Source organism: Caulobacter vibrioides (genome assembly GCF_002310375.3).
In the GTDB taxonomy this organism is placed as follows: domain Bacteria; phylum Pseudomonadota; class Alphaproteobacteria; order Caulobacterales; family Caulobacteraceae; genus Caulobacter; species Caulobacter vibrioides_D.
Window position 1 is genome coordinate 286,406 of the sequence record NZ_CP023315.3, and the last position, 21,704, is coordinate 308,109.

Consider the following 21,704-nt stretch of genomic DNA (forward strand, 5'->3'; position numbering starts at 1 on the left):
GTCGCGATATAGGCCTCGGAGATCGGCGCGGACGGAGTCCTCGCCAACCTGGTCAGGGCCGAGAGGCAGCAGCCACAACGAGATCACCTCTGGGTCGTCTGCCGGTCTCCACCTCATTTTCCTAGAAATTCTGTCAGCAGTTGCGCGCGCGGTTGGGTGCGAGGCTTTTGCTGCGCCCTCCGCCCCACTACACTCTGCGCCATGGCCGACCACGACGATCTCTCGCCTGATTCCGCGCCGCCGTGGGACGAGGCGCCCGCCGAGCGGGACGAGAACACCGCCGACATCTTCGGCGACGCGCCGGCGCCGGCGCCGGCCGCCGAGGCGCGCCCTGTGGTCGAAACCCCGCCGGAGGGCGAGAAGGGCGACGCCTATACCGTCCTGGCGCGCAAGTACCGTCCTCGCACGTTCGAGGATCTGATCGGCCAGGAGGCCATGGTCCGCACCCTGGCCAATGCGTTCTCGACCGGCCGCATCGCTCACGCCTTCATGCTCACCGGCGTTCGCGGGGTGGGCAAGACCACGACCGCGCGCCTCTTGGCCCGGGCGCTCAACTACGAGACCGACACCGTCAAGGGGGCCTCGGTCGACCTGACCGTCGAAGGCTATCACTGCCGCTCGATCATCGAGGGCCGGCACATGGACGTGCTGGAACTGGACGCCGCCTCGCGCACCAAGGTCGACGAGATGCGCGAGCTCTTGGACGGGGTGCGCTACGCCCCGGTCGAGGCGCGCTACAAGGTCTACATCATCGACGAAGTGCACATGCTGTCGACGGCAGCGTTCAACGCCCTCTTGAAGACGCTGGAAGAGCCGCCGCCGCACGCCAAGTTTATCTTCGCCACCACCGAGATCCGAAAAGTTCCGGTGACGATCCTGTCGCGCTGCCAGCGCTTCGACCTGCGCCGGGTCGAGCCGGACGTGCTGGTCAAGCACTTCGACCGCATCTCCGCCAAGGAAGGCGCGCGGATCGAGATGGACGCCCTGGCCCTGATCGCCCGCGCGGCCGAGGGTTCGGTGCGCGACGGCCTCTCGCTGCTGGACCAGGCCATCGTCCAGACCGAGCGCGGCCAGACGGTCAGCGCCGCGGTGGTCCGCGACATGCTAGGCTTGGCTGACCGCAGCCAAACCATCGCCCTGTACGAACATGTGATGGCCGGCAAGACCAAGGAGGCGCTGGAAGGCTTCCGCGCCCTTTGGGGCTTCGGGGCCGATCCGGCGGTGGTCATGCTCGATGTGCTGGACCACTGCCACGCCTCGGCGGTGTCCAAGGCCCTGGGGCCCGACGCCCTATCGATGCCCAAGGAGCAGGCCGCGCGTCTGGCCGCCATCGGCGCCCACACCTCTGCCGGAACCCTGTCGCGCCTGTGGCAGATGCTGCTGAAGGCCCACGACGAGGTGAGGCGCGCGCCCGACGCCATGGCCGCGGCCGAGATGGCTCTGATCCGCCTGTGCTACGCCGCCGACCTGCCGGGTCCGGAAGAGGCGCTGAAGGCCCTACGCGATGGCGCGCCCATGGGGAGCGGCGGCCCTGGCGGCGGGGTTTCGATCGGTGGCGGCGGCGCGGGCGGGGCGACGGCCTCTGCCCATGCCCCGATGACCATGGCCGCGCCCGGGGCCCAGGCCATGCCGGTAGTGGCCTCGTTCGACGACGTGATGGCCCTGATCGCCGCCAAGCGCGATATCGGCCTGCGGCTGGATGTCGAGCAGTATGTCCGCCCAATCAACTTCCGGCCCGGGGCCATCACCTTCGAGGCCGCCCCCGGCGCGCCGGGAAATCTGGCCGGGCGCCTTGTTCGCTTCCTGAAGGAGCACACCGGTCAGCCCTGGCTGGTCGCGGCCGAAGGCGGCGGCGGCGCCGAGAGCCTTATGGAGCGCCAGAAGCGCGAGGAGCGCGAGGCGCTGGAGGCCATCAAGAAAGACCCCTTCGTCGCCTCGGTGCTGTCGGCTTTCCCGGGCGCCGAGATCGTCGAGATCCGCAAGCTCCTCACCCCGGAGGCCCCGCCTCTGGAGCCGGACGAGGAAGAGGGATAGGGCGCTGAATTCTCCCTTCCCCTTGGATGGGGAAGGGGAACTTGAAGTTGGAGACCAAGACCATGAAAGACCTCGGCGGCCTGATGAAGCAGGCCCAGGCCATGCAACAGAAGCTCCAGGACGCCCAGGCGCGTCTGGCCGAGAGCACGGTCGAGGGGACCTCGGGCGGCGGCATGGTCACCGTCGTGCTGAAGGGCACGGGCGAGTTGGCCAAGGTGGTGCTGGACGAAAGCCTGATCGAGCCCGGCGAGGGCGAGGTGATCGCCGACCTGATCGTCGCCGCCCATGCTGACGCCAAGAAGAAGCTCGACGCCAAGCAGGCCCAGATGATGCAGGACGCCGCTGGTCCGATGGCGGGCCTGATGGGCGGCATGCCCGGGATGAAGTTCTGACGCGGTAGAGCCGCCATCCTCGCCCTTCGACAAGCTCAGGATGAGGATGTCTACTGAGCTGACCCTATCCCTCACCCGGAGCTTGTCGAAGGGCGAGGGAGACGCACCGCCTACCGAAAGGACCTGATGGCCGCCTCCGCCGGACCCGAGATCGAGCGCCTGATCGCCCTGCTGTCCAAGCTGCCGGGCCTGGGACCGCGCTCGGGCCGGCGGGCGGCCCTGGCCCTGCTGAAGAAACGCGACACCTTGCTGGCGCCGCTGGCCACCGCCATGGCCGAGGCGCAGGCCAAGGTTCGCACCTGCGGGACCTGCGGCTCGCTGGACGTCACCGATCCCTGCGCTGTCTGCGCCGACGCCACCCGCGATGGCCGCCTGCTCTGCGTGGTCGAGGAGGTCGGCTCGGTCTGGGCGATGGAGCGCGGCGGCTCGTTCAAGGGGCGCTACCACGTGCTGGGCGGGCTGCTGTCGGCGCTGGACGGGATTGGACCCGAGGCCTTGCGGATCGGCGAGCTGGTCGGCCGGGTTGCGGATGGATCCGTCGCCGAGGTGATCTTGGCCCTGCCGGCCACGGTCGATGGCCAGACGACCGCTCACTACATCGCTGACCGTCTGGCCAAGACCAATGTGCCGGTGACCATGCTGGCGCGCGGCGTGCCCGTGGGCGGCGACCTCGACTGGCTGGACGACGGCACGATCGCCCAGGCGCTGCGCGCCCGGCGTCCGGCCTGACAAATTCCCGAGCTTTCTTCGGGAAATCGGCTGACAGCCTCGCTTTCAAAAGCCAAGCTCGCCGCCGTCGCGTCGGGACCGCCGATGCGTCTGTAGAGGGACGATTTTCATGAGTACGCCAGACGACAAGGCCCCCGAGGCCGAGATCGAAACCCCGCACGTCGCCAAGGTCGGCGTCCACGACAAGGGCCACAACGTGACGAGCTTCAACGAGGAGCCGATCAACGGCCTGATCGCCGACATCGCCGACGGCGACGAGTGATCTGGATCCCCCTCTCCCCTTTGCGGGAGAGGGTGGCCCAAAGGGCCGGGTGAGGGGTCTTCAGGGCGTGTCCGGAGCAACCCCTCATTCGTCGCCGGTCGGCGACACCCCGGATCATGTCCGGGGCAGGCTCTTATCCCGCAAGGAGAGAAGGAGAACTTCCGCGTTCGCCCGACTTCGGGTAGGAACGGAGCATGAACTTCTCCGATCCTTATCTGATCCTGGCCCTCGTCTTCGCCCTGGCCGCCGTCGCCTTGGGACTGTGGGCCGTCGCCGCTCAGCGCCGGGCCGCCAAGGCCGAGGCCCAGGCCTGGCTGCTGACCGAACGCCTGACCCAGGCCGAGGAGCGCCATCGCCTGCTGGAGGACCAGAGCGCCACCCAGATCGAGCTGATCAAGGCCCAGGCCGCCCAGAGCGCCAACGCCATCGCCGAACAGCTGATCAAGCGCGCCGACGAGAACGCCAAGAGCCGCGAGCGCCTCGCCGAGGCCCGGCTGGAGGCCCAGCTCAAGCCAGTCGCCGAGACTCTGGCGAAGTTCGAGGCCCAGGTGAACGCCGTCGAGAAGGTCCGCGCCGAGGAGACCGGCGGCCTCAAGGCCCAGATCGCCGCCCTGATGGAAGCCTCCACCGCCACCCAGGCTGAGGCCCGCAAGCTGTCGGCCGCCCTGCGTCGCGGGGCCGGCGTGCAAGGCCGCTGGGGCGAGCAGACCCTGCGCAACGTGCTGGAGGCCGCAGGCCTCAACAGCCGCTTCGACTTCCAGGAACAGTTCAGCGTCGACAGTGACGAGGGCCGCCGCCGGCCCGACGTGAAGGTCACCTTGCCGGGCGGCGGGGTGTTCGTGATCGACGCCAAGTGCTCGCTGAACGCCTTCCTCGAAGCGCAGGATGCGACCGACGAAGTGCTGCGTGAAGCGGCCATGGCCCGCCACGCCCAGAGCGTGCGCACCCACATGCAAGGCCTGTCGTCCAAGGCCTATTGGGACCAGTTTGCGGGTGAGGGCTCGCCCGACTTCGTGGCCATGTTCGTGCCCGGCGACGGCTTCCTGGCCGCCGCCCTGGACCGCCTGCCCGAGCTGATGGCCGAGGCCATGGATCGCCGGGTGGTGCTGGTCACGCCCACCACCCTGTTCGCGCTCTGCAAGGCGGTGGCCTATGGCTGGCGGGCCGAGGACCAGGCCAAGAACGCCGCCCGCATCGTCGAGGTGGGCCGTGAACTCTATAAGCGTGTCTCGGTTATGGGCGCCCACGCCGGCGCCATGGGCAAGGCGCTGGAGAGCGCGGTGGGCAAGTACAACCAGTTCGTCGGCTCGCTCGAAAGCCAGGTCCTGACCCAGGCCCGCCGCTTTGAGGACCTGTCCGTCGACCACGAGGGCAAGAAGATCGACGAGCCCGCGGCGATCGAACAGGGCGTGCGTCCCCTCACGAAGTTGACCGCCGAGCCCGCCGTGGGACAATCCCCCACCTTGACGCTCGGAAATGACACGCCTACCTGACGCCTATCATGGCTATCCGTCGCATCCTCACCGTCGATAACGCCGCCGATCTGGCGACGCTGAAGAAGATCTCCACGCCCGTGGAGGTCGTCACCGATGAGCTACGTGCTCTGATGGATGACATGCTGGAGACCATGTACGACGCCCCCGGCATCGGCCTGGCCGCCGTGCAGATCGGCGAGCCCGTGCGGGTGATCGTCATGGACCTGGCCCGCGAGGGCGAGGACAAGGCGCCGCGCTACTTCGTGAACCCCGAGATCCTGGCCTCGTCCGAGGACCTGCAGGGCTATGAAGAGGGCTGCCTGTCGGTGCCCGAGTACTATGACGAGGTCGAGCGCCCGTCCAAGGTCACCCTGCGCTATATGAACTACCAGGGCGAAACGGTCGTCGAGGAAGCCGAGGGCCTGTTCGCCGTCTGCATCCAGCACGAGATGGACCACCTGGAAGGCGTGCTCTTCATCGACCACCTCTCGCGCCTGCGCCGCGACCGCGCCATGGCCAAGGTGAAGAAGGCCCGCCGCGCGGCTTAGGGGCGGCCGGCGCCTTAGATCCAACTGCCGCCTTCATCCCGCGCTTCATGCGCGGGACCCCTCCATTCGCCGCAAGCGCGGAGCAGGATGGCGCTCTCGCGTGGACGCTGAACCATGTGTCCCGCGCATGAAGCGCGGGATGACGGGGTTTGTTTGAGTTCGTCCCAGCTTCCTTCCGCCCGGAAGGAAACCCTCCTTACATCTCACGGCGAGACGATCGCAGGGCTGATCAGGTCACTCAAGGACGACGCTACGCGTCGCCGCGCGCGGTCGCCGGAGGCGATCCTTGACTGACCTGATCAGCCCTGCACGCTGCAGCCTCCAAGAGATTCAAGGATCGCACCGCCCAAGGGCGGCTTGCGACCCTAGTCGGACGTTCGAAAATCCTCCCCCCAGAGGGGGAGGAGGCCGAAGGCCGGAGGGGGAAGTTCCGCCGAGCCGGCTTCTTCCCCCTCCGTCGGCTTCGCCGACACCTCCCCCGCTGGGGGGAGGATTTGGTGCGCTATCCATCCATTGCGGACCTAGCGATCCGCCCCCTACCGCGTCCGCCCGGTCTCCGTCTCATACGGCGTCCCGTCCCGATGCCGGTAAACACTCTCCCCATCCCGCAGCACCAGGTCGATATCCGGATAGTCACAGCCGTCCACGTGCGGCCGCCGCGAGCCTACCTCCAGCAGCAGCACATCCCGATCCGACCGGTTCTGGAAGCAGTGCCCGTTCGCCACCCCGGCCTTGAAGCCCGCGCAGTCGCCGGCCCGCAGCACGGTCTCGCCGTCATTCTCGACCAGCACCACCTCGCCCTCGACGACCCAGGTGAACTCGTCCTCGGCCGTGTGCCAGTGGCGCTGGCTTGACCAGGCGCCGGGGGGGAGGCGCAGCAGGTTGACGCCGAACTGATCGAGCCCCGCCGCGTCGCCCAGCTTGGTGCGGTGACGCTGCAGGCAGGGCTGGTTGAACGGGGCGGGATAGGCCGTGCCGATGCGGGTGGGGGCGGCGGCGAGATCGATCTTGGGCATGACCTACCTTGGAACAAGCGTGCGGGATTTGCGCGGACGCAAGGGGAAGCTTAAAGCCTGCACCATGACCCGTCCCGCGCCCGTTTCCGTCAGCATTGACCCTGTAGAGCTTGCCCAGGCCCTGATCCGTCGCCCGTCGGTGACCCCGGCCGACGCCGGCGCGATGGACACCCTTCAGCGCCAGCTGGAGGCCCTGGGTTTCGCCTGCCGCCGGATGAAGTTCGGCGAGATCGAGAACCTCTACGCCCGGCGTGGGACGGCGCGGCCGAATCTCTGTTTCGCGGGCCATACCGATGTGGTGCCCGTGGGCGATGACGCGGCCTGGACCGCTGGGCCGTTCGAAGCCGAGATCAAGGACGGCGTGCTCTATGGGCGTGGCGCCGTCGACATGAAGTCGGCCATCGCCGCCTTCGTCGCCGCCGTCGCCAAGATTTCCGACCATCCCGGCTCGATTAGCTTCCTGATCACCGGCGACGAGGAGGGCGTGGCAGAGGACGGCACCGTCAAGGTCGTCGAGGCCCTGGCCGCCGAGGGCGAGATCATCGACCACTGCATCGTCGGCGAGCCGACCTCGGCCAACTTGCTGGGCGACATGGTCAAGATCGGCCGGCGCGGCAGCATCAACGCCTGGATCACCGTCGAGGGCCGCCAGGGCCACGTGGCCTATCCGCACCGCGCGGCCAATCCGATTCCGGTGCTGGTCGACATCCTGTCGGCCCTGAAGGCGCGGGTGCTGGACGACGGCTACACCGGCTTCCAGCCGTCGAACCTGGAGATCACCACGATCGACGTCGGCAACACCGCCACCAACGTCATCCCCGCCTCGGCCAAGGCGCGGGTCAACATCCGCTTCAACCCGGCCCACAAGGGCAAGGACCTTGCCGCCTGGATCGAGGCCGAGTGCGCCAAGGCGGCGGACGGTTTCGACGGGACTGCCAGCGCGCTGTGCAAGATCAGCGGCGAGGCGTTCCTCACCGAGCCGGGCGACTTCACCGACGTGATCGTGGCCGCCGTGACCGACGCCACCGGCCGCGCGCCGGAGCTGTCGACCACCGGCGGCACCAGTGACGCGCGGTTCATCCGGGCCCTGTGCCCGGTGGTGGAGTTCGGCCTGGTCGGCTCGACCATGCACCAGGTCGATGAGCGGGTCCCCCTCGAGGAGGTCCGCCAACTCGCCGAGGCTTACGAGGCGCTGATCAAGCGCTACTTCGCGGCGTTCGCCTGAGCGGGGCGGGGACGAGGATGAAGGCGCTCTCGATCCCCGACGTCCTGGCCGAGGTGGCGGTGCTGGTCAGGCCGCATTTCGGCAAGGGCCGGCCCGCCGACTACATCCCGCAACTGGCCACCGTGCCCGGCGGCAAGTTCGGCATGGCCGTGCGGATGGTCGATGGCGACGAGCACGTGATCGGTGACGCGGACGAGGGCTTTTCGGTCCAGAGCATCACCAAGGTCTTCGCCCTGGGCCTGGCCCTGAACCGCCTGGGCGACGAGACCTGGACGCGGGTGGGCAAGGAGCCCTCGGGCACGCCGTTCAACCACCTTTCGTTGCTAGAGGCCGAGCAGGGCGTGCCGCGCAACCCGTTCATCAACGCCGGCGCCCTGGCCATCACCGATGTGCTGATGGACGTCACCCGCGACCCGGCGGCCCTGGTCCGTGACTTCGCCGGCTTTCTATGCGGTGAGCGGTTGGAAATCGATCCGGCGGTGGCGACCTCGGAGCTGGCCCACGCCTGGCAGAACCGCGCCATCGCCAGCCTGATGCGCGGCCAGGGCACGATCACCCACGATCCCGAGGCGGTGGTCGCCGCCTATTGCCGCCAATGCGCCCTGACCATGAGCTGCCGCCAGTTAGCGCGGGCCTTCCTGCCTCTGGCCGCCGGCGGGTTTTCGCCGATCGCCCAGGAGACGGTGTTCCCCGAACGTTTGACGAGGCGCCTCAACGCCCTGCTGCTGACCTGCGGCATCTATGACAGCGTCGGCAGCTTCGCCTACCGCGTCGGCTTGCCGGCCAAGAGCGGGGTGGGCGGCGGCATTGTCGCGGTGGTTCCTCGCAAGGCGACGGTGGCGGTCTGGTCGCCGGAACTCGATCGCTTTGGGACGAGCGTGGTCGGCACGGCGGCGCTGGAGGCGTTCAGCCAGATCACGAACTGTTCGGTGCTGTAGGGGCGAAAGAGCGCCCCCTCCGTCTCGGCGCTGCGCGCCGATCCACCTCCCCCGCGCGCGGGGGAGGATGGTGGGATTCCTCCTCACCCGTGAAACGGGGGAGGTGGCGCGGCGCCGATAGGCGGCGTGACGGAGGGGGCGCTATTCCCCGTACCCCACACCCACCAAATAAAGCCCATCCGCCGGCGCCACCGGCCCACACTCCCGCCGATCCTTGGCCTCCAGCGCCGCCTTGACGTCGTCCACGGTCCAGCGCCCCGCGCCGACCTCGACGAGGGTGCCGGTCATCGAGCGGACCTGGCGATGCAGGAAGGACCGCGCCTCGAAATCGAGGTGGATCTCCTCGCCGACCCGCCGTACGCGGGCGACGTCGAGCGTCTTCACCGGGCTCTTGGACTGGCAGTGCATGTCGCGGAAGGTCGTGAAGTCGTGCAGGCCAACGAGATGCTGGGCGGCGGCGTGCATGGCCTCGTGGTCGAGGTCCTTCTTCATGTGCCAGACCCGGCCCTTGTCCAGGGCCGGCGGAGCGCGGCGGTTGAGGATCCGGTAGAGGTAGCGCCGCTCATTGGCCGAGAACCGCGCGTGCCAGTCGCCCTCCGCCACCTCGGCCGAGAGGATCGACACCGCCTCGCGAGTCAGGTGGGCGTTGAGGGCGTTGAACACCGTCTGAGCGGGCCAGTCCTTTTCGAGGTCGACATGGACCACCTGGCCGGTGGCGTGGACGCCCGTGTCGGTGCGGCCGGCGGCGGCGATGCGCACCTCTTCGCCGGAGAAGGCCTTCACCGCCGCCTCGATCGCGCCCTGCACGCTGGGCAGGGTCGCCTGGGCCTGAAACCCCGAGTAGGGGCGGCCGTCATACTCGACCAGGAGGCGGTAGCGGGGCATCAGGCCAGGACCGTTCCCGCCGGAACCGGAAAGCCGCGCGTGAAGGTCTGCGCGTCTTGCACGCCCTTGCCTTCGCGCTGAGCCTTCAGCAGGCGGATGGAGCCGTCTCCGCAGGCGATCAGCAGGGCGTCGTCCAGCGCGGTTCCAGCGACGCCCGAGGCGGCCTCGACGCGCGATAGCAGGGCCTTCACCCTGACGGGACCTTTGTCGGACGGGGCCTCTAACCAGGCGCCGGGGAACGGCGAGAGGCCGCGGATGTGGCGGTCGATCTCGGCGGCTGGGCGGGTCCAGTCGATGCGGGCCTCGGCGGACTTGATCTTCTTGGCGTAGGTGACGCCGTCCTCGGCCTGGGGGGTTTCCTGGACCACCTCGCGCTCGATGGCGGCCAGGGCTACGGGCAGCAGGCGCGCACCGACGGCGGCCAGCTTGTCGTGCAGGCTGGCGGCCGTGTCATCGTCAGCGATGGCCACCTGTTCGGACATCAGGATAGGGCCTTCGTCGAGGCCTTCGCTCATCCGCATGACCTGAACGCCGGTGACCGGATCGCCGGCCATGATCGCCCGCTGGATCGGCGCGGCGCCCCGCCAGCGGGGCAGCAGGCTGGCGTGCAGGTTGAAGCAGCCGTGGATCGGGGCCTCCAGCACCGCCTGCACCAGGATCTGGCCGAAGGCGACAACGACGGCGGCGTCTAGGTCCAGCGCCTTGAAGGCCTCGATCTCGTCGGGCGTCTTCATCGAGACCGGCGTGCGGACCGGCAGGCCCAGGCCCTCGGCGAAGGCGTGGACCGGCGAGGGCTTCAGGTCCTGGCCGCGGCCGCGCGGGGCGGGCGGCTGGGAGTAGACGCAGACGATCTCATGGCCGGAGGCGACGAGTTCGGCGAGGCAGGTGACGGCGAAATCGGGAGTGCCGAGGAAGGCGATGCGCATGGCGGGGGTTTAGCGGGCTCGAGCCCCGGACGCAAAGCCCGCTCGGAACCTGTGCCTTGGCGCTCCGTTATCCAGCCGACCCATTTTGCTGTCCTTCCAGGAGCACGACCATGCGTTCCAAGCTTTTGCTGATCGCCGCCGGGGCCGCCGCCCTCTCGCTCGCCGCCTGTTCTCAGGAGCACGCCACCGAAGTGAAGGAAGGCGCCAAGGCCGCCGCCTCGGATGTCAAGGACGCGGCCCACAACATCGCCAACGATCCGGACGTCAAGGAAGCCGGAACCGCGATCAAGGAAAGCGCCAAGGAAACGGGCGCGGAGCTGAAGGAAGCCGCTGGAGAGGCGGGGCAGGAGCTCAAGCAAGCCGGCAAGGACTTGAAGCAGGACGCCAAGGAAGGCGCCGCCGAGAGCAAGAAGCAGCTGCACGAGGCGACGAAGTAGGACACGCGAAATCCTCCCCCCGTGGGGGAGGCGGCCGAAGGCCGGAGGGGGGAGTGCGGGCTATCCGGCTTCTTCCCCCTCCGTTCGCTTCGCGAACACCTCCCCCGTGAGGGGGAGGATTTTGGCGCATCAATCCCGCAGCAGGTCGTTGATGCTGGTCTTCGACCGCGTTTGCGCGTCCACCGTCTTGACGATCACCGCGCAGTAGAGGCTCGGGCCGCCGTTCGGGTCGGGCAGGCTGCCGGGGACGACGACGCTGTAGGGCGGCACCTTGCCGATGTGGACCTGGCCGGTCTTGCGGTCGACGATCTTGGTCGAGGCGCTGATGAACACGCCCATCGACAACACGCTGCCCTCGCCGACGACTACGCCCTCGACGACTTCCGAGCGAGCGCCGATGAAGCAGTTGTCCTCGATGATGGTCGGGTTGGCTTGCAGGGGCTCCAGCACGCCGCCGATGCCGACGCCGCCCGACAGGTGGACGTTCTTGCCGATCTGGGCGCACGAGCCGACCGTCACCCAGGTGTCGACCATCGTGCCCTCGTCGACATAGCCGCCGATGTTCACGAACGACGGCATCAGGATCACGTTCTTGCCGATGTGGGCGCCGCGACGGACGATCGCGCCGGGCACCGCGCGGAAGCCGCCGGCCTCGAACTGCGGGGCGTCCCAGCCGTCGAACTTGTTGGCCACCTTGTCCCACCAGGGACCCACGCCGCCGCCCAGCGCGCCTGAGCGCATCACGGTGTTGGGGTTCAGGCGGAACGACAGCAGTACGGCCTTCTTCAGCCACTGATGGGTGAACCACTCGCCGTCGATCTTCTCGGCGACGCGGGCCTCGCCGCTGTCGAGCAGGCGCAGGGCTTCGTCGACGGCGGTGCGGACCGGGCCGGTGGTAGCGGCCGACACGTCGGCGCGGGCTTCCCAGGCGGCTTCGATCTCGGTTTGCAGATCGGCCAAAGAAACGGAGGGCAGGCTCACGGCGGTCATGCGGGGCTTCCTTGCAGGCGCGCCGAGCTCAAGAACGCGGCGAGATCGTTGGTGCGGAAATGGACGTGTTCGGAGGTCGAGGCGGCGGCGTGCGGACCGACCAGCACGGTGGTCATGCCCAGGCGAGAGGCCGGCACGAGGTTCTTCTCGCTGTCCTCGAAGAAGGCCGCCTCGGGGGGGCGCACGGCGTGCATCTTGGTGATCTTGTCGAAGGTCGCCAGGGCGGGCTTGGGCAGGTAGTCGGCGCTTTCGATGGCGAATAGGTCGTCGAACAGGTCGTGCAGGTTCAGGTGATTCAGCACGCGCTCGGCATGGCCCAGCGATCCATTCGTGAAGATCAGCCGCCGTCCCGGCAAGCGTGAGATCGACGCCCGCAGCGCCGCGTCGGGGACCAAGAGGTCCATGGAGACATCGTGCACTTCGTCGAGAAACCGCTTGGGCTCGACGCTGTGGTTGGCCATCAGGCCCGCCAGGGTCGTGCCGTGTTCCAGGAAGTACTGCTTCTGCAGCGCCCGGGCTTCCTCGCGGGGGAGCCCCGTTTCGCGCTCGACGAAGTCCGTCATCTTGACCTCGATGAGGCCCATGAACTGGCTTTCCATCGGGTAGAGCGTGTTGTCGAGGTCGAACAGCCAGGTGTCGACGTGGGAGAGGTCCGCGCTCATCGCTTGATCAGCGTGCCCGCGCCGTACTCGCTGAACAGCTCGACCAGCATGGCGTGGGGGCGACGGCCGTCCAGGATGACGACAGCTTCGACGCCCGACTCGATCGCGTGGATGGCGTTCTCCAGCTTCGGGATCATGCCGCCGGTGGCCACGCCCGTGTCGATCAGCGCGCGAGCCTGTTCGATCGTCATTTCACGGATCAGTTCGCCGTTGCCGTCGAGCACGCCCTTGATGTCGGTCAGCATCAGCATGCGCTTGGCCTTCAGCGCGCCGGCCAGGGCGCCGGCCACGGTGTCGGCGTTGATGTTGAAGGTGTCGCCAGCCGGCGAAACGCCAATCGGCGCGACGACCGGGATGTAGTCGTGCTCCGAGGTCAGCAGGGCCTCGATCAGCTGGGGATCCACCTTGGTGGGCTCGCCCACGAAGCCAAGGTCCACCGCCTGCTCGATATTGCTGTCGGGGTCCTTCTTGGTCCGGGTCACCTTTTCGGCGGTGATCAGGCGAGCGTCCTTGCCCGACAGGCCCACGCCGCGCACGTCGGCTTCGGCGCCGGCCAGCGTGATCCAGTTGGCGATTTCCTTATTGATCGCGCCCGACAGCACCATCTCGGCGACTTCCATCGTCGCTTCGTCAGTGACGCGCAGGCCGTCGACAAAGGTCGACTTCACGCCGGCCTTGTCGAGCATGCGGCTGATCTGCGGACCGCCGCCGTGAACGACCACCGGGTGCACGCCCAAGAGCTTCAGCAGGACCGCGTCGGCGGCGAAGACCTTGGCCACATCTTCCTGGCCCATCGCGTGGCCGCCGTATTTGATCACGACCGTTTCGCGATCGTAGATCTGGATGTAGGGCAGGGCCTCGGCCAGGGTCTTGGCGGTGGCCCAGCCAGCTTCCTCGGCGACGTCGGTCAAGGCGGCGTTCCTCGATGCGGAAAAGAGCGGCGCCTCGATAGCGGACCCCGCACCCCCTGTCATCAAAAACGAACCCCGCAGCTTTACGCGCGACGGAACCGCAGCTTGAGCGCCAGCATGGTGCCGGCCATCAGAAGGCACGCGAGGTTGGACACGATCACCGGCCAGGCCCGGATCATGAAGCCGTAGGTCAACCAGCAACCAAACCCAGCGACGGTGACCACGTACATGCGCAGGGAGACCGCCGAAGCATCCCTTTCTCGCCAGGTCTTGAGGATTTGGGGCGCGAAGCTGCCGATCGAAAGCAACGCGGCCAGGGTTCCGACCAACACCGCAAGGGGCGGCCCCGACATCAGGCGGTCCTAGGCAGCACGTCCCCTACGCCCCAACGCGCGGCGTAGGCCGGCGCGAGGGCCAGGCCGACGGGAACCGGACCCGGCGCGCGCCCCTCGGTGAGGCACACCGCGAGATAGGCCAGCGCGGTCTTCACGCCATGCTCGGAATAGGGCTTGCCGATCACGCCGCATGCGCCGGCGAAATCATCGGGCAGGCGTTTGACGTTCGCGGTCATGAACAGGGCGACCCCGCCACAGTCGTCAGCGATCCGGCGAGCGACATCGACGCCCGTGGGGCCGTCGCTGAGATGGACGTCGACGAGCGCGAGGTCAGGGTGCAGTCGCTCCGCCAAGGCTACGGCTTCGACCGAACTCATGGCGCAGCCGAGCGGGCGGCAACCAGCCTCCTCGATCAGATGCTCCAGTTCGATGGCGAGAAGCATCTCGTCTTCGACAATCAGAACATCGAGCGCTGGCCGGCTCATTGTACAAATGTCCTTACCTAGTGCGCCCCATCGACGGGCAATAGAACGACCACACGGGTTCCGGGTTCCGCGTCGGTGGTTTCCCACTTCGCCTTCAGCTGCTGGCAGAGCAGCTGAACGATGGTGAGGCCAAAGCCGGACGTTTGCGTTTCCCTGTCCAGACCAACGCCGTCGTCTGTGATTTCGATCCGGAAAACACCGTTTAGGCGCGAGACGCCGACAAAGATGCGGCCGCCGCGTCCCTCGGGAAAGCCGTGTCGCAGAGCGTTGGTCAGCAGCTCGTTGACGACCAGGGCCAGGGGCGCGGCCTTGGCGGCGGGGATCTCGACGCGCTCAAGATCCAGCTCGACCCGAATGTCGTCGCGCATGGCCGAGCCCATCAGGTCGGCGACGATGTCGCGAATGAACGCCGAGACGTCGAAGCGCTCCACGTCCTCGCTCTGGAACAGGCGGCGGTGGACCGTCGCAATGGCGTTGACCCGGCCCAGCATGCCCTTCAACGACGCCTTGACCGCAGGATCAGGCACGCGCCGGTTCTGCAGCAGCAGCAGGCTCGAGATGAGCTGAAGGTTGTTCTTCACGCGGTGGTCCACCTCGTGAAGCAAGACGGTCTTCTGCTCCAGCGCCTGGGTCAGTTCGCGCGTCCGCTCGTCCACCATCTGCTGAAGGCCGTCGCTGTGGTCGCGAGCGCGAACCTCAACGGCCTTCCTGTCGGTGACGTCCAGTTGTGAGCCGAAGAAATAGACGATCCGCCCGGCGTCGTTGCGCACCGGTGACAGATAAAGAGCGTTCCAGAAGGCCGAGCCGTCCTTGCGGTAGTTCAGCAGGTCGACCGTGACGTCTTCTCCGGCCGTCACCGCGTCCCGCACGGTCTGCACGGCCTTTGGGTCGGTGTCTGGGCCCTGCAGGAAGCGGCAATTTCGGCCGATGATCTCGTCGCGGGAATAGCCGGTCAGTTTCAGGAAGGCGTCGTTCGCGAAGATGATGGGATTGTCGGCCTGGGTTGCGTCGGTGACGATCATGGCCATGCGGGTAGCCCGGATCGCTGCGGCGAATGGATCGCCGACATCATGTCCGGCGGCGAGTCGCTCGCCGGCCCGGCGCGATTCCGAATAGTCTTCCAAGGCTAAGCTCCCACCTCCCCGTGGACGCTCAACGTACCCGATCTTGTCGAGTTCCCAACAGAGGTTGCGCCCCGGCGTGAGGACCCGCCGGACCTGGGGCCGTTCTAGCCGGTCGCTGCGATGATCGAGGGCTCGCCCGGACTTCCCGGAACGGACGAGCCCCGAGGCCGGCGCTACTTGGGTCGATAGATACGGTCGAAGGCGCCGCCGTCGTTGAAATGCGTAGCCTGCGCCTTTTTCCAGCCGCCGAAGGTGTCGTCGATCGTCACCAGCGGGATCTGTTTGAACTTGCTGGCGTACTTGGCTGCGACGGCCGCGTTGCGCGGACGGTAGTGGTGCTTGGCGATGAGATTCTGAGCGAGCGGGCTGTAGAGGAAGTTCAGATACCCCTGGGCCACGGTTCGGGTCTTGTGGCGATCCACATTCTTGTCGACCAGGGCGACCGGCGGCTCGGCCAGGATCGACAACGACGGGTAGACGATGTCGAACTTGCCGGGCAGTTCCTCCTGGGCGAGGTAGGCTTCGTTCTCCCACGTCAGCAGGACATCACCGATGCCGCGCTGGGTGAAGGTGGTGGTCGCGCCGCGCGCGCCCGTATCAAGAATCGGGACGTGTTCGAACAGGGCCTTCACATAGGCCTCGGCCTTGGCGGCGTCGCCGCCCGGCTGTTTGAGCGCCCAGGCCCAGGCCGCCAGATAGTTCCAGCGCGCGCCGCCGGAGGTCTTGGGATTGGGCGTGATGACCTCGACGCCGGGCTTGATCAGGTCGCTCCAGTCCTTGACCTTGCTAGGATTGCCCTTGCGGACGAGGAAGACGATCGTCGAAGTATAGGGCGTGGAGTTCTGCGGGAGCCGCGACTGCCAGTTGGCGGGCAGCAAGCGCCCCTTGGTGGCGATTTCGTCGATGTCATAGGCGAGCGCCAGGGTGACGACATCGGCCTGGAGCCCGTCAATCACCGATCGCGCCTGCTTACCCGAGCCGCCGTGGCTTTGGTTGATGGTCAGGGTCTGACCGACGCGCGTCTTCCAGTAGGTCGCGTAGGCCGCGTTGATATCCTTGTAGAGCTCTCGCGTGGGGTCATAGCTGACGTTCAGCAGCGTGACCGTCTTGCCTTGAGCATGGGCGACGCCGCCAAGCAGGGCGGGCGCGGCGAGAACGCCGGCGCCCACCGTGGCGGCGCCGAGGACACCTCGTCGCGTGGGTTTGTCAAAATGACGAGCCATGAAGTGTCCTCGGTGCTGCGGTGGTTAGAAGACGTACTGTGTTCGGACGGACCAGATATCGAGGTCCTGGCCGACCTGCGCCCCTGCGGGCGGGGTTGAGCCGGCGACGAAGGCCGTGCCGCCCGGCGAGAGGCGATTGACCTCGACATTGCGGTACGCCGCGGAGAGCGAAACGACCGAATTGAGGTACCAGTTCACGCCCAGCGACAAGATGTTCTGCTCGCCGCCACGGATCGCGCCGGCGACGGGCGAGGAGCCCGCCGGGCCCGCCAGATAGTCGAGGTCGAAGTTCGAATAGCGCGCGGCGAGTTCGATCGCGCCCCAGTTCCCCTTCTTCAGGTCGAAGGGCTTGGCGGGGCGCGGCGCATCGAAGCCAGCGGTCGCGGTGCTGTAGCGGCGAGCCTCGCCCGTCAGGGTCCAGCCGGCCTGGACATACCAGCCATTGAACTTCGGATCCGCCAGCGTGCTGCTGCGACGCTTGACCTTGATGTCAAAGTATTCGGCCTGAACGAAGACGTTCTTGCGCATCGCGCCGAACTCCAGACCGATCGCGGTCAGGCTGTCGGCGTCGATATTGCCCGTGTCGATCAGGCGCGCGCCATCGACGCGCAGTTCAGGTCGATCGCGCAGGCGCAGGTTGCTGATGGCGCCGCCGGTCGCGGCGACGTCCGGACCGCCCTTGGCGGGATGGATGACAAGGTTGGTGTTCACCCCGGTGTGGATCAGCCAGCCATCGCCCTTGAAGGGGACAACCGAGAAGCGGCCGATAACGCCGAGTTGTTCGTCGAACGTCTGGGTCGTGACGGTGTTGCCGGTGACGGCTGCGGAGAAGTTCCAGCGTTCGCCGTTATGGAACACCCCGATCGTCGCGCGGCCGTCGCCGCCTGCAAGACCTCGGACCGTCTCGGCGACCGACGCCCGCTCGGGGAAGAGCGACCCGGTGAAGCTGGCGGCGTCTTCCAGGCTGGTGGGGTGCGGATAGAAGCCCGCGCGGACCTTCACCGGCAAGCCGCTGTATTGAAGCCAGGCCGAGGAGATCTTCCCGGCCTCTTCCGTGCCGGAGCCACCGAAATCGTAGACCATGTTGTAGTCGAAGGCGCCGAAGACCTTGCCCTCGATGCCCAGGCGAGCGCGGCGGACGTTTACGCCGTCGGAAAGATCGCGCACGCGGTCGTTTTCGGTCGCGTCGCCGAACGAGCCTCTGCGGAAGTCCGTGGCCAAGGGGCCGGCGGGCCTTTGGTCGTAGCGCGCGGCGTCGGCCTGGAAGAAGCCGCGGATCGACGCTGAGAACGCCCCGTCGCCGGTCGAGAATGTCGGACGCCCGTTCGCCATGCTGACGGTGGTCGCGCTCTGAGCGGCTTTGGCGTCCTTGGCGGTGGCGGCGGTGGTGGCGGCCCTCAGGTCGGAAACCTGCTTTTGCAGGGCCTGAAGTTGCGCCTCAAGCGCGGCGATACGGGCGGTGGCGTCGTCGGACGACGAGGTTTGGGCCGACGCAGCGCCGGCGGTGATGAGCAGGGAAGCGCCCGCGATCAACGCGGCGCGGAAGGCAGTCTTGGCAACGGTCATCGTTAGTCCCCTCTCGGCGCGCAGCGCGAGCCGACCTGCCGAGCCTAAGGGAGACGATTAATCCCAGCTCGGGAATAGAGATTAAGGGAGTCGCCCCCGAGATTTTCTTGAGGCGCGACGAAGTGTCGCGAAAAAATCCGCGAATCTTCTACGGAATCAAACGGTTGAAGCGATTAACAATCCGTTCGCGCAAAAGGCCGCCTCGGTCTCCCGAGGCGGCCTTCTGAACCGATACGTGGTCTTGAGACGATTTGACGCGGCTTAGAACATGGCCCGGCCAGAGAGGCGCAGATTGTAGCGCTTCTGCTTCTTGGCGGCTTCGACGCCGCCCTCCAGCGCGAGGTACGACATGGGCGTACCCGCTCGCAGGGCGAAGCCGGCGGTCAGCGCGCCTTGCTTGTCGTCCATCGCGGCCAGTGAGAACGCGTTGCCGCCCTTGAAGCGCGCCACGGTGTCGCCCACCGAGCCGGCCAGCGTCTGGCGGTAGCCGACGCGGACTTCCGGACGCCACCAGACCTGCTTACCGAAGTCCGCGCCCATCACCACGCCCAGTTCACCGCTGAGATTGCTGGAGGTGCGCTTGTCGACGGTCAGGTCGAAGGCGTCGCCGCCGCCCTTTTCAGTGCGCTTGCCCTCGCGCAGCCAGACATAGTCGAGGCGGCCTTCGGGGCGGGCGAAGAATCGGCCAAACTTCTGTTCGTAGGCCATGCCGGCATAGGCGTTGGCGGTCACGCCGTTCCAGTCAGCGCTGTTTTTCAGGAGCAGGTCCGCCACGCCGTCGCCGTCGGAGTCCGGCGCGATGAAGCGGCGATCCCCTTGGAAGAAGGCGTAACCCAGGCCACCGCCGGCGTTGAAGCGCCAGCCGCCCACGGAGCGCCGCCAGTAGGCGCCGCTTTGCACGAACGAGGCGGTGGTTTGTTCGCCGACCTTGGCGACCGTGTCGTGCTCTTCGATGCTGACATAGGCCAGGGTCAGGCCCAGCGCGCCGCCGGCGTCGCCGATCGCTTCGTAACCGCCCACAAAGCCGAAGGCCTGGGTGTCCGAACCGAGGGTCTGGTCGGTGTCGCGACGGGTCAGCGAGTTGATCTCCTGCACCCAGACGCTGTCGGGGCCGTAGCGGTCGCCCGGATCAGGGCGGAACATGGTGGCCGCCGAAACCTGCTGGTTGACCGTCTGCAGCGCGGCGAACAGGCCTTCGCCCTGGTCGGGTAGCATCTGGTCATAAAGGTCGCGGAAACCGTCACGCGAGTTCTGGTTCAGGAAGGTCGCGGCGAGGGTCGAGTCCGCGCCCAGCGCGCTGAACACGGCGTCATAGGCCGAGGTTTCGGCTTGATTGAAGCCGATCTCGGCGGCGGTGCGACGACGGACGTCGATATAGACGTTGTTGGCGTCGGCCCGGCTGGTGGCGACGTACAGGTAGGGCGACTCGGCCAGCAGGCTGTTGCCGATCGTCCCGACGTTGATGTTCGAGCCCTGGATCACCGTGAACGTCGTCGGCTGCTTGACCAGATTGGCCATGCGGATGCCCAGTTCAGCGCCCGTGGCGATCGTGGTCGCGCCCGACACGACCAGCTTGGTGTTGGTTCCCGCCGTCGGGTCCGCCGAGAACAGAAGCTTGGCCTTGCTGCCCAGATTCACGCTGCTGACGTTGATGGTGTCGCTGTTGGCGATCGCCAGGCTGCCGTTGGCGATCGCCAGGTCCAGCTTGCCATCGCTGTCGTACAGCTTGCCCAGCGCGACGGCGCCGCCGTCGATCGACAGGCGGTCCTGGCCGGCCCCGAAGGACATTTCGCCCAGCAGCGTGCCGCTCCAGACGTTCAAGGTGTCGGCGCCGCCACCAAACAGCACGTCGCCGATGGTCGACGGCGCCACCGTGGTCGACGCCGAGCTGGCGCTGGTGGTGGTGTCGGTGCTGGGGAACGTGCTGGTCGAGGTGAAGTCCGCCGGGCCCGACTGGGTGAAGTTCACGCCCGAATTGTTGGCGCGCAGATCCAGCGCGATCGTACGGCCCGTGGCGGTCACACTGGCGACCGTGCCGTCGGCCTTGTAGGCCGGTGCGGAAACAGTCGCCCGGATCGCGCCGGTGTTGGTGATGGTCCGCAGCGTCCCGGCTTGGTCGAGCACAGCGATCGCATCGCCGGTCTCGCCCGTGCGCGTTGCGGTGACGCTCCCGGTGTTGCTGAAGCTGGTCGCCGAGGCGCCGGTGGCGATCACCAGGCCGCGAGCGCTGGCGGTCACGCCGGATCCCGCGAACGATGCGGCGTTGGCGGTCAGCGCGCCGCGATTGAGGATCGAGGCTGCGGTGGCGCCCGAATTCAGCACCACACCGGTGGCGTTGGCTTCGTAGGACGTGGCGGTGATCTGTCCGTCGTTGCGCAGGCCGCCGACGAGCGTGGTCGTCCGCCCGCCGCCGGCGCCGATCGAGACGCCCGTGGCCGAGACGCCGTTATAGACGCCCGCTGCGGAGATGGCCCCCTTGGCGATCAGGCCATAGGCGTTGTCGCCGGATCCGACCGCGCCCAGGGTCACGTTCTGACTGGCCGAACCGATCTGCAGAGCGGGGGCCCCGCCGAAGACGTTGATGCTCGAGGTCCCGGTGCTGCTCGACGAAATCGTGGTCGTCGTCGTGGTGCCGTCACTGTTGACCTTGGACGAATAGTTCAGGCCCTGCAGAAGGACGCCGCCGCTGACGTCGCCGCCGATGCGCACCGCCGGCCCGCCCTGCAACAGGTCGTCGGCGTCCAGCTTGTTCAACGCGTCCGTCGTCGTGGGGCGCGAGGTGTAGCGATAGCCCGTGGCGCTGGTCGTACCCTGCAGAACCAGAGCGCCCGAGACGTTCGCATCGATCGCCTGGGCGACAGCGTTGACGCCCTGGACGTTGATCTGGCCGCCCAGGGTCACCTTGCCGGTGACGGGCGCGGCGATCCGCACGCCATAGGCGTTGTCGCCGGTGACGCTGATCGAGCCGAGGTTGGTGATGTTCCCCACCACCGGACCTTCCAGCAGGACGCCGGCGGAATTATTGCCCTCGATGCTGATGATGCCGGTCGCATCGTTGACGATGTCGCCCGTGAAGGTTCCGGCGTTGGTCAGGCGGACGCCGAAGCGGTTGGCGCCTTGGGCGAACACGCCGTCGATGTCGCCGTCCGAGTCGCTGTCGCTGGGGGTGTAGTCTTCAAGCAGCGAAATCGTGGCCGAGTTCGTCAGCCCGCCGGTCCTGCCGCCTATAATGAGGACGCCCACGCCGTCGTTGACGCCGGTGGTCGAAAGCGTGCCGAGGTTCGTCACCTTGTGATTGCTGTCGATCGTCACAATCGGACCGGCCGTGGTCGGCTTGATCGAGCCGTCGGCGGTGATGCGAATATCGTCCGCGGCGGTTCCGGTCGCCGTGCTGGTCGCGATCGGCGTCGTGCGCGCGGTGGAGACCGGGGTTTCAGCCGAGGCGGCGAAACCGATGGCCAGAAGAGGAGCGGCCGCGACCGTCGCGACCAGGACCTTGCGCTGCATTACGAACGACACCTCGATAGAAACCGGGCCACTA

General features: G+C 67.4%; 21 protein-coding genes, 1 other RNA gene and 3 pseudogenes. 12 read left to right on the plus strand and 13 right to left on the minus strand.

Annotation, left to right across the window (positions count from 1 at the left end; genetic code table 11):
• Positions 1-19: 19 nt before the first annotated feature.
• From ffs to CA606_RS01370, 3 genes are all read left to right on the plus strand, one after another.
• Positions 20-111: signal recognition particle sRNA small type (ffs, locus tag CA606_RS01360), an RNA gene on the plus strand.
• Between the two features lie 90 nt (positions 112-201).
• Entirely contained in the window at positions 202-2,034 is a 1,833-nt protein-coding gene (locus tag CA606_RS01365; protein ID WP_096052743.1) for a DNA polymerase III subunit gamma/tau, read from the plus strand.
• Positions 2,035-2,096: 62 nt separating this feature from the next.
• The gene (locus tag CA606_RS01370) at positions 2,097-2,426 is read left to right on the plus strand and encodes a YbaB/EbfC family nucleoid-associated protein (RefSeq protein ID WP_096053910.1); all 330 of its coding nucleotides are present in this window, start codon (positions 2,097-2,099) and stop codon (positions 2,424-2,426) included.
• Between the two features lie 15 nt (positions 2,427-2,441).
• Here CA606_RS01370 and CA606_RS19795 read toward each other — a convergent pair.
• Positions 2,442-2,525: pseudogene (locus CA606_RS19795) on the minus strand (hypothetical protein); the annotation flags it as partial.
• A 27-nt stretch (positions 2,526-2,552) separates the two neighbouring features.
• Between CA606_RS19795 and recR the strand changes: the two are divergent.
• From recR to CA606_RS19800, 5 genes and pseudogenes are all read left to right on the plus strand, one after another.
• Complete coding sequence (gene recR / locus CA606_RS01375; protein ID WP_096052742.1) at positions 2,553-3,155, plus strand: recombination mediator RecR; 603 nt, start codon at positions 2,553-2,555, stop codon at positions 3,153-3,155.
• 109 nt (positions 3,156-3,264) lie between these two features.
• Positions 3,265-3,417 carry a hypothetical protein gene (locus CA606_RS01380; protein WP_096032260.1) on the plus strand — a complete coding sequence of 51 codons (153 nt, stop codon included), beginning with the start codon at positions 3,265-3,267 and terminating at the stop codon, positions 3,415-3,417.
• Positions 3,418-3,611: 194 nt separating this feature from the next.
• Positions 3,612-4,910 carry a DNA recombination protein RmuC gene (gene rmuC / locus CA606_RS01385; protein ID WP_096052741.1) on the plus strand — a complete coding sequence of 433 codons (1,299 nt, stop codon included), beginning with the start codon at positions 3,612-3,614 and terminating at the stop codon, positions 4,908-4,910.
• Positions 4,911-4,918: 8 nt separating this feature from the next.
• Positions 4,919-5,440, plus strand: coding sequence for a peptide deformylase (gene def / locus CA606_RS01390; protein WP_096052740.1), 522 nt, complete (start codon positions 4,919-4,921; stop codon positions 5,438-5,440).
• A gap of 343 nt (positions 5,441-5,783) precedes the next feature.
• Positions 5,784-5,935, plus strand: a pseudogene (locus CA606_RS19800) (hypothetical protein); the annotation flags it as partial.
• A gap of 41 nt (positions 5,936-5,976) precedes the next feature.
• On the opposite strand, the gene CA606_RS01395 reads toward CA606_RS19800, so the two are convergent.
• A complete protein-coding gene (locus tag CA606_RS01395; RefSeq protein ID WP_096052739.1) occupies positions 5,977-6,456 on the minus strand; it encodes a cupin domain-containing protein in 480 nt (159 codons plus the stop codon).
• A gap of 64 nt (positions 6,457-6,520) precedes the next feature.
• Here CA606_RS01395 and dapE point away from each other — a divergent pair, with 64 nt between their 5' ends.
• Positions 6,521-7,681, plus strand: a complete 1,161-nt coding sequence (gene dapE, locus CA606_RS01400; RefSeq protein WP_096052738.1) for a succinyl-diaminopimelate desuccinylase — start codon at positions 6,521-6,523, stop codon at positions 7,679-7,681.
• 17 nt (positions 7,682-7,698) lie between these two features.
• Positions 7,699-8,619 (plus strand): glutaminase, encoded by a 921-nt coding sequence (locus tag CA606_RS01405; protein ID WP_096052737.1) that lies wholly within the window; start codon positions 7,699-7,701, stop codon positions 8,617-8,619.
• A gap of 141 nt (positions 8,620-8,760) precedes the next feature.
• Here CA606_RS01405 and truA read toward each other — a convergent pair whose 3' ends face one another.
• Both truA and fmt read right to left on the minus strand, forming a co-directional pair.
• Entirely contained in the window at positions 8,761-9,504 is a 744-nt protein-coding gene (gene truA / locus CA606_RS01410) for a tRNA pseudouridine(38-40) synthase TruA (protein ID WP_096052736.1), read from the minus strand.
• On the minus strand, positions 9,504-10,430 hold the full coding sequence (gene fmt / locus CA606_RS01415) for a methionyl-tRNA formyltransferase (RefSeq protein ID WP_096052735.1): 927 nt from the start codon (positions 10,428-10,430) through the stop codon (positions 9,504-9,506). Before fmt ends, truA begins: the two co-directional genes overlap by 1 nt.
• A gap of 110 nt (positions 10,431-10,540) precedes the next feature.
• On the opposite strand from fmt, the gene CA606_RS01420 reads away from it, so the two are divergent.
• Entirely contained in the window at positions 10,541-10,867 is a 327-nt protein-coding gene (locus CA606_RS01420) for a cell surface protein (protein ID WP_096052734.1), read from the plus strand.
• A pseudogene (locus tag CA606_RS20480) lies at positions 10,866-10,988 on the plus strand (hypothetical protein); the annotation flags it as partial. The gene CA606_RS01420 and the pseudogene CA606_RS20480, both read left to right, overlap by 2 nt.
• Positions 10,989-10,996: 8 nt before the next feature.
• On the opposite strand, the gene dapD reads toward CA606_RS20480, so the two are convergent.
• The 9 genes from dapD to CA606_RS01465 form a co-directional block, all read right to left on the minus strand.
• The gene (dapD, locus tag CA606_RS01425; RefSeq protein ID WP_096052733.1) at positions 10,997-11,857 is read right to left on the minus strand and encodes a 2,3,4,5-tetrahydropyridine-2,6-dicarboxylate N-succinyltransferase; all 861 of its coding nucleotides are present in this window, start codon (positions 11,855-11,857) and stop codon (positions 10,997-10,999) included.
• The gene (locus CA606_RS01430) at positions 11,854-12,519 is read right to left on the minus strand and encodes a pyrimidine 5'-nucleotidase (protein ID WP_096052732.1); all 666 of its coding nucleotides are present in this window, start codon (positions 12,517-12,519) and stop codon (positions 11,854-11,856) included. Before CA606_RS01430 ends, dapD begins: the two co-directional genes overlap by 4 nt.
• Entirely contained in the window at positions 12,516-13,430 is a 915-nt protein-coding gene (argB, locus tag CA606_RS01435; RefSeq protein ID WP_096052731.1) for an acetylglutamate kinase, read from the minus strand. The genes CA606_RS01430 and argB overlap by 4 nt, the downstream gene beginning before the upstream one ends.
• Positions 13,431-13,513: 83 nt before the next feature.
• Entirely contained in the window at positions 13,514-13,783 is a 270-nt protein-coding gene (locus CA606_RS01440; RefSeq protein WP_096052730.1) for a SemiSWEET family sugar transporter, read from the minus strand.
• The gene (locus tag CA606_RS01445; protein WP_096052729.1) at positions 13,783-14,250 is read right to left on the minus strand and encodes a response regulator; all 468 of its coding nucleotides are present in this window, start codon (positions 14,248-14,250) and stop codon (positions 13,783-13,785) included. The genes CA606_RS01440 and CA606_RS01445 overlap by 1 nt, the downstream gene beginning before the upstream one ends.
• 17 nt (positions 14,251-14,267) lie before the next feature.
• Entirely contained in the window at positions 14,268-15,374 is a 1,107-nt protein-coding gene (locus CA606_RS01450) for a histidine kinase dimerization/phosphoacceptor domain -containing protein (protein WP_096052728.1), read from the minus strand.
• A gap of 173 nt (positions 15,375-15,547) precedes the next feature.
• Positions 15,548-16,597: a sulfate ABC transporter substrate-binding protein gene (locus CA606_RS01455; protein WP_096052727.1), complete on the minus strand. Its 1,050-nt coding sequence runs from the start codon at positions 16,595-16,597 to the stop codon at positions 15,548-15,550.
• Positions 16,598-16,621: 24 nt separating this feature from the next.
• On the minus strand, positions 16,622-18,163 hold the full coding sequence (locus CA606_RS01460; protein ID WP_096052726.1) for an OprO/OprP family phosphate-selective porin: 1,542 nt from the start codon (positions 18,161-18,163) through the stop codon (positions 16,622-16,624).
• A 261-nt stretch (positions 18,164-18,424) separates the two neighbouring features.
• Positions 18,425-21,682 carry an autotransporter outer membrane beta-barrel domain-containing protein gene (locus tag CA606_RS01465; protein WP_096052725.1) on the minus strand — a complete coding sequence of 1,086 codons (3,258 nt, stop codon included), beginning with the start codon at positions 21,680-21,682 and terminating at the stop codon, positions 18,425-18,427.
• Positions 21,683-21,704 lie beyond the last annotated feature (22 nt).